Here is a 5,743-nt window from a genome sequence, read left to right on the forward strand (position 1 = left end):
GCGCCGCGCCACCAGCCCGGCGGCGATCAGCAAGGCCGGATCGGAGGTGTTCGTGCAGCTCGTGATCGCGGCGATCGCCACCGGATGATGCGGCAGGTTCGTCGTCCGCGCCCCGCTCGCCGGCGGCAGCGGCTGGCGCGCCAGGTCGGACGGATCGGCCGGCACGGCGGTCACGCTGACCTGGTCGTAGGTGAGGCCCTCGACGCTGTGCATCACCAGCGTCTTGATCTGCGGCACCAGCGCGCCGACGTCGGAATTCGGGCGGTACTTGATGAACACGGCCGCCGAGGAGGGCTTGATGGTCTGCGCCAGCGGGTCGTTGTTGGGCAGCACGATCTGCACGCGCGCCACCAGCACGCCGTCGATCTTCGACAGCGTGGACGACAGCTCCTGCGACATGCCGTAGATGAAGCGCACGCGTTCCTCGGTCGGCGTGGATACCAGGCCGTCCTTCTTGAACAGGTCGCCGAGGTTGTCGAAGCGGCTCTTGGGCAGGCCGCGCGAGCGCAGCGCCTCCATGGCGCGCACCATCTGGTCGCCGTCCACCTCGAGCGTCCAGGTCTTGCCGCCGTCGGGCGTTTCCTTGGCGGCGTCGACACCGTTCTCGAGCAGCGCCACGACCATCTCGTTGACGTCCTGCTCGGACAGGTTTCCGTATAGTTCCTTCTTGCAGCCGGCGAGCAGCGCGCAGAGCGCGAAGGCGCCGACGACGGATGCGCGCCGCCATCCGGACCGGGTCTGTGACATGGGGTAAGTCTCGCGGCGGACCGCGCGGCGCCGTGGAGCGCCGCGTGTCACTGGTTCTTCATCAGCGTTTCGATCGACGACTTCGACGAGTTCACCACGCCCATCTTCGCTTCCATGTCGAGCTGGGTGGCGGCGAGTTCGTAGGTCAGGCGGATCGAGCCGGCATTGAGCTCGTTGAGGTTCATCTCGGGCGCGCGCTGCATGAACTCGGCGGCGTCGGTGACGCTGCGCTGCAGCTCGGCATCCTGCGCCGCCACCAGCTTCGAGGCGACTTCCATCGACGGGCTCTGGGCCGCGTGCGGCGGCGCCATCGAGGGCTTCTCCATCATCGCCTTGAACTTGTCGGCGGCCGCGGGCGAGGTACCGCCGCCCGCCGCGGCTTCCGGCTTGGACAAGGCTTCGAGCGAGGCGCGCAGCGCCGCGGAATGGTCGATCGCAGTCATCGTCGGGCTCCTCGTCAGGCTTCGTCGAGCGGGCGGACGACGTTCACGCGCGCAGCGCGACGCCGAACGGCAGGGATTCGAGGCCGGCGGCCGGCGGCACCGGCGCGGTGGGCACATCGGGCTTGTCGCCGCGGCTGGCCAGTTCCTCGTTCAACTCCTCGATCGAGGCCGGCGGCACGAAGGCGCCGCCGTTGCGGCTCGCGTTCACGGCGCTGACCAACTCCTCGCGCGCATGCAGGGCCTTGACGAGGGCCAGCGTATCGCGCGTCGGGTTGTTCTCGAGCACCTCGTTGGCGATCAGCTTCCAGTCGCCGTCGCCCTTGGTGGACAGGCAGAAGGCCAGCAGCGCCTTGGCGTAGGCGAAGCGCGGCGCGCTCTCGCTGACCTCGCGCAGCACCAGGATCGCGTCGTCCCAATGATTGCGGACCATGTGCAGGATGCCGTCCAGCATCTGGATCTCGGGCACCTTCGGACGCAGCACGCGCAGCGCGTCGAGCATCAGCTCGATGTCGTAGGGGTCCACCGACACCTTCGGGAAGGTCTGCAGCAGCGCATCGGAGGCCGTCTCGATCAGTCCTCCGACGATCTCCGGGCGGCAGTTCAGGTAATCGGGTGTGGCCTTGGTCATCGCGCATTCTCCTGGCGGATATCTTCGCGCCACGGTCGGGGTCGATCGGACGCACGACGGAACCTTAGCAACCGGCCGGGGGCCGCGAGATCGGCGATGCGAAGCCAGCGCACCGAAAGCGAAGGCGCGCGAACGCGGCTCGGACCCTCCCGCCGCCGCGGGCCGCGAAGCCGGGGCGCGCCGGGCCGGCGCGCACGCCGGGGCGCGCCCGAGCGCCGGCAGCCCGGCCGAAAAACCCTGTCCCGCGCCGCATTCCAGGCGCCTCGCGGGGCCGCGGCCGGCGTTTCCCGGGGCCCCATCGCTGCGCATCCGCCTTGCTCGCCGCCCCAACTTCGCATGCGCAGCGCCCGATTCGCGTCGGACAGAAAGCGCGGAGCGGCGCGCGGCTATCTTCGTCCGACCGGCTCGCTGCGCGCTCCCGCGCCGGGCCTGCCCGCCAACCCCTGCCCGCCCTCCCCGGCGAGCGCCTGCGTGAGCACCCCACCCCGGACCACGCGACGAGCGAGCGATGAGCGACGAAAAAACCGAAGAGCCTACCGACAAGAAACTGCGCGACGCCCGCAAGGACGGCCAGGTGTCGAAGAGCTCGGACCTGGCGGACGCGATCTCGATGACGGTGGCGATCGGCTTCGTGATGGCCGCCGGCGCCCACCTGCGCGACTCGATGCGCCAGCTGGTGGTGAGCGCGCTCGACTTCGTCACCACCGAGCACAGCATTCCCGACATGTTCGACCGGCTCTACCGCTTCGGCGGCATCGCGCTGCTGGCGGTGGTGCCGCTCGCGCTGGCCGCCGCGATGGCCGGGCTGATGGGCTCGGCGATGCAGGTCGGCCTGCAGATCGCCTTGAAGCCGGTGATGCCCAACCTCAATTCGCTGAATCCCGGCGAGGGCCTGAAGAAGATCTTCTCGATCAAGACCGTGATCGAGACCGCCAAGATGATCGTCAAGGCGGCGCTGATCTTCGCCGTGATGTGGGTGGTGATCCGCGGCCTGTTCCCGCTGGTGTCGGGCTCGATCTACCAGCCGCTGGCGGAGCTCTCGGCGATGTACTGGGGGATCCTGGTCAAGCTGATGATGATCGCCGCGGTGATCTTCGTGGTGGTGGGTGCCGCCGACGTCAAGCTGCAGAAGATGCTGTTCATGAAGCAGATGAAGATGTCGAAGGACGAGGTCAAGCGCGAGCACAAGAACGACGAGGGCGACCCGATGATCAAGGGCGAGCGCAAGCGCATCGCGCGCGAGATGGCCAACTCCCCGCCGCCGCGCATGGCGCGCGCCAACGTGGTGGTGGTCAACCCCACCCACTACGCGGTGGCGCTGCGCTACGCGCCCGACGAGCACCCGCTGCCGGTGGTGATCGCCAAGGGCATGGACGAGGCCGCCGCCGCGATCCGGCGCGCCGCCGCCGAGGCCGAGGTGCCGATCGTCGGCAACCCGCCGGTGGCGCGCGCGCTCTACAAGGTCGGCGTCGACGAGCCGATTCCCGAGGTGCTGTTCGAGACCATCGCCGCGATCCTGCGCTGGGTGGACTCGATCGGCGCGAGCCGCGAGGCGCAACAGCAGCACCAGGCGCAGCAGATCCACTGAGCGCCGACCCGGAGCCACGATGCTGAAGTCCATGAAACTCCCCGCCGGCGGCGAAATCGGGATCGTCGCGCTGGTGGTGGCGATCATCTCGCTGATGATCCTGCCGCTGCCGCCGCTGATGATCGACGGGCTGCTGGCCCTGAACATCACCATCAGCGTGACGCTGCTGATGATCACCATGTACGTGCCGGACATCTCGGCGCTGTCGGCCTTCCCCTCGCTGCTGCTGTTCACCACGCTGTTCCGGCTCTCGCTGAACATCGCCTCCACCAAGTCGATCCTGCTGCACGCCGAGGCCGGCACCATCATCGAGAGCTTCGGCAAGCTGGTGGTGGGCGGCAACCTGGTGGTGGGCCTGGTGGTGTTCGCGATCATCACCACGGTGCAGTTCATCGTGATCGCCAAGGGCTCGGAGCGGGTGGCCGAGGTGGGCGCGCGCTTCACGCTGGACGCGCTGCCCGGCAAGCAGATGAGCATCGACGCCGACCTGCGCGCCAACCTGCTCACGCCCGAGGAAGCCAAGCGCAAGCGCGCCACGCTGGCGGTGGAGAGCCAGCTGCACGGCGGCATGGACGGCGCGATGAAGTTCGTGAAGGGCGACGCGATCGCCGGCCTGATCATCACGCTGATCAACATCCTGGCCGGCATCGCGGTGGGCGTGGCCTACCACGGCATGTCGGCCGGCGACGCGGCCAACCGCTTCTCGGTGCTGTCGGTGGGCGACGCGATGGTCTCGCAGATCCCCTCGCTGCTGCTGTCGGTGGCCGCCGGCGTGATGATCACGCGGGTGGCCGACGAGCGCCAGACCAAGCAGCGCTCGCTGGGCGACGAGATCGGCCACCAGCTCGGCTCCAGCAGCCGCGCGCTGTTCTTCGCCGCGGTGCTGCTGCTGGGCTTCGCGATCGTGCCGGGCTTCCCCTCGCTGCTGTTCGTGCTGCTGGCCGGCCTGCTGTCCTTCGCCGGCTACAAGCTGGCGAAGAAGCCCGCGTCCTCGCGCGACAGCGAGCACGGCGGCGCCGAGACGCTGGCCTCGATGCAGCGCTCGGGCGCCAAGACGGAAGTGCCGCCGATCCTGCCGCGCGCGCCGCAGTTCGCCTGCGCGGTGGGCGTGCGCATCGCCCCGGACCTGGCCGCGCGGCTCTCGCTGCCGACCCTCGACATCGCCTTCGAGACCGAGCGCGCGGCCCTGCAGGAGATGCTCGGCCTGCCCTTCCCCGGCATCACGATGTGGATCCACGCGCCGCTGCCGGCCAACAGCTTCGAGATCCTGGTGCACGACGTGCCCCACCTCACCGTGACGCTGCCGGCGGGCAAGGTGCTGATTCCCGATCCCGCCCTGCTCGCGCCCGAGGTGGCCACGGCGGCCGCCGAGAAGCTGCAGTCGGTGGCCGAGCGCACCGAGGCCGGCCCGGCGATCGTGGCCGACGGCACGCCCACGCGCTGGCTCGACGACAAGACCATCCCGCCCAAGATGCCGGTGTGGCGCGCCGAGCAGATCATCCCGCATGCCTGCGTGGCGGCGATGCGCCGGCACGCCACGCTGTTCCTCGGCATCCAGGAGGTGCAGTGGATCCTCGACCAGCTCGGCCATGACGCGCCGGGGCTGGTGGCGGAAGTGCAGAAGGTGCTGCCGCCGCAGCGGATCGCCGACGTGCTGCGCCGGCTGCTGGAGGAGCAGGTCTCGATCCGCAACGTGCGCACCATCATGGAGAGCCTGATCGCCTGGGGCGCCAAGGAAAAGGACATGCTGATGCTGACCGAGTACGTGCGCGGCGACCTCTCGCGCTTCCTCGCGCATCGCGCCGCCAAGGGCGAGCGCACGCTGTCGGCGGTGCTGTTCGACATGCAGGCCGAGCAGCATATCCGCGCCGCCATCAAGCAGACGCCCACCGGCAACTTCCTGGCGCTGCCGCCCAACGACGCCGCGTTCCTGATCGACCGCATCCAGTCCTTCGTGGGCGCGGCGCCCCGCGAGGGCGTGGTGCTGGTGACCTCGATGGATATCCGCCGCTACGTGCGGCGCATGATCGAGGCGCGGCTGGGCTGGCTGGCCGTGTACTCGTACCAGGAGCTCGGCGAGCACGTCGAACTCAAACCCGTGGGCCGCGTGACGCTGACCGCATGACCACCATCGACTCGCGCAATGCGCGCATCATCCCCGGCGCCGCGCCCGCCGAGCCGAACCGGCCGCGCGAGCGCCGCTTCGACTACGCCTCGCTGGCCTCGCGCCGCGCCCCGCACCGGCAGCCCGCGCGCGAGCAGCCGCAATCGGGCGGCGGCGGGCAGGACAGCCCCGAGGCTGCCGAGCCGCAGGCCGAGATCGCGCTGTATTTCGAT

Annotated in this window: 5 protein-coding genes and 1 pseudogene; 3 read left to right on the top strand and 3 right to left on the bottom strand. The window is 69.8% G+C overall.

Annotated features, from left to right (window positions below; genetic code table 11):
* The 3 genes from sctJ to F3J18_RS35265 all read right to left on the bottom strand — a co-directional run.
* Positions 1-747: type III secretion inner membrane ring lipoprotein SctJ (gene sctJ, locus F3J18_RS35255; RefSeq protein WP_240156497.1), on the bottom strand; the 747-nt coding region annotated here is incomplete at its 3' end.
* 47 nt (positions 748-794) lie between these two features.
* A complete protein-coding gene (locus tag F3J18_RS35260) occupies positions 795-1,190 on the bottom strand; it encodes a type III secretion protein HrpB2 (protein ID WP_025097506.1) in 396 nt (131 codons plus the stop codon).
* Between the two features lie 43 nt (positions 1,191-1,233).
* Complete coding sequence (locus F3J18_RS35265) at positions 1,234-1,818, bottom strand: HrpB1 family type III secretion system apparatus protein (RefSeq protein ID WP_025097505.1); 585 nt, start codon at positions 1,816-1,818, stop codon at positions 1,234-1,236.
* Between the two features lie 508 nt (positions 1,819-2,326).
* Between F3J18_RS35265 and sctU the strand changes: the two genes are divergently transcribed.
* The 3 genes and pseudogenes from sctU to F3J18_RS35280 all read left to right on the top strand — a co-directional run.
* Positions 2,327-3,406, top strand: a complete 1,080-nt coding sequence (gene sctU / locus F3J18_RS35270) for a type III secretion system export apparatus subunit SctU (RefSeq protein ID WP_166916741.1) — start codon at positions 2,327-2,329, stop codon at positions 3,404-3,406.
* A 19-nt stretch (positions 3,407-3,425) separates the two neighbouring features.
* Positions 3,426-5,531, top strand: coding sequence for a type III secretion system export apparatus subunit SctV (gene sctV / locus F3J18_RS35275; protein ID WP_166916742.1), 2,106 nt, complete (start codon positions 3,426-3,428; stop codon positions 5,529-5,531).
* A pseudogene (locus F3J18_RS35280) lies at positions 5,528-5,743 on the top strand (type III secretion protein); the annotation flags it as partial. The gene sctV and the pseudogene F3J18_RS35280, both read left to right, overlap by 4 nt.

Origin of the sequence: Burkholderia sp. Ax-1720, assembly GCF_011753035.1 — a bacterium.
GTDB lineage: Bacteria > Pseudomonadota > Gammaproteobacteria > Burkholderiales > Burkholderiaceae > Burkholderia > Burkholderia gladioli.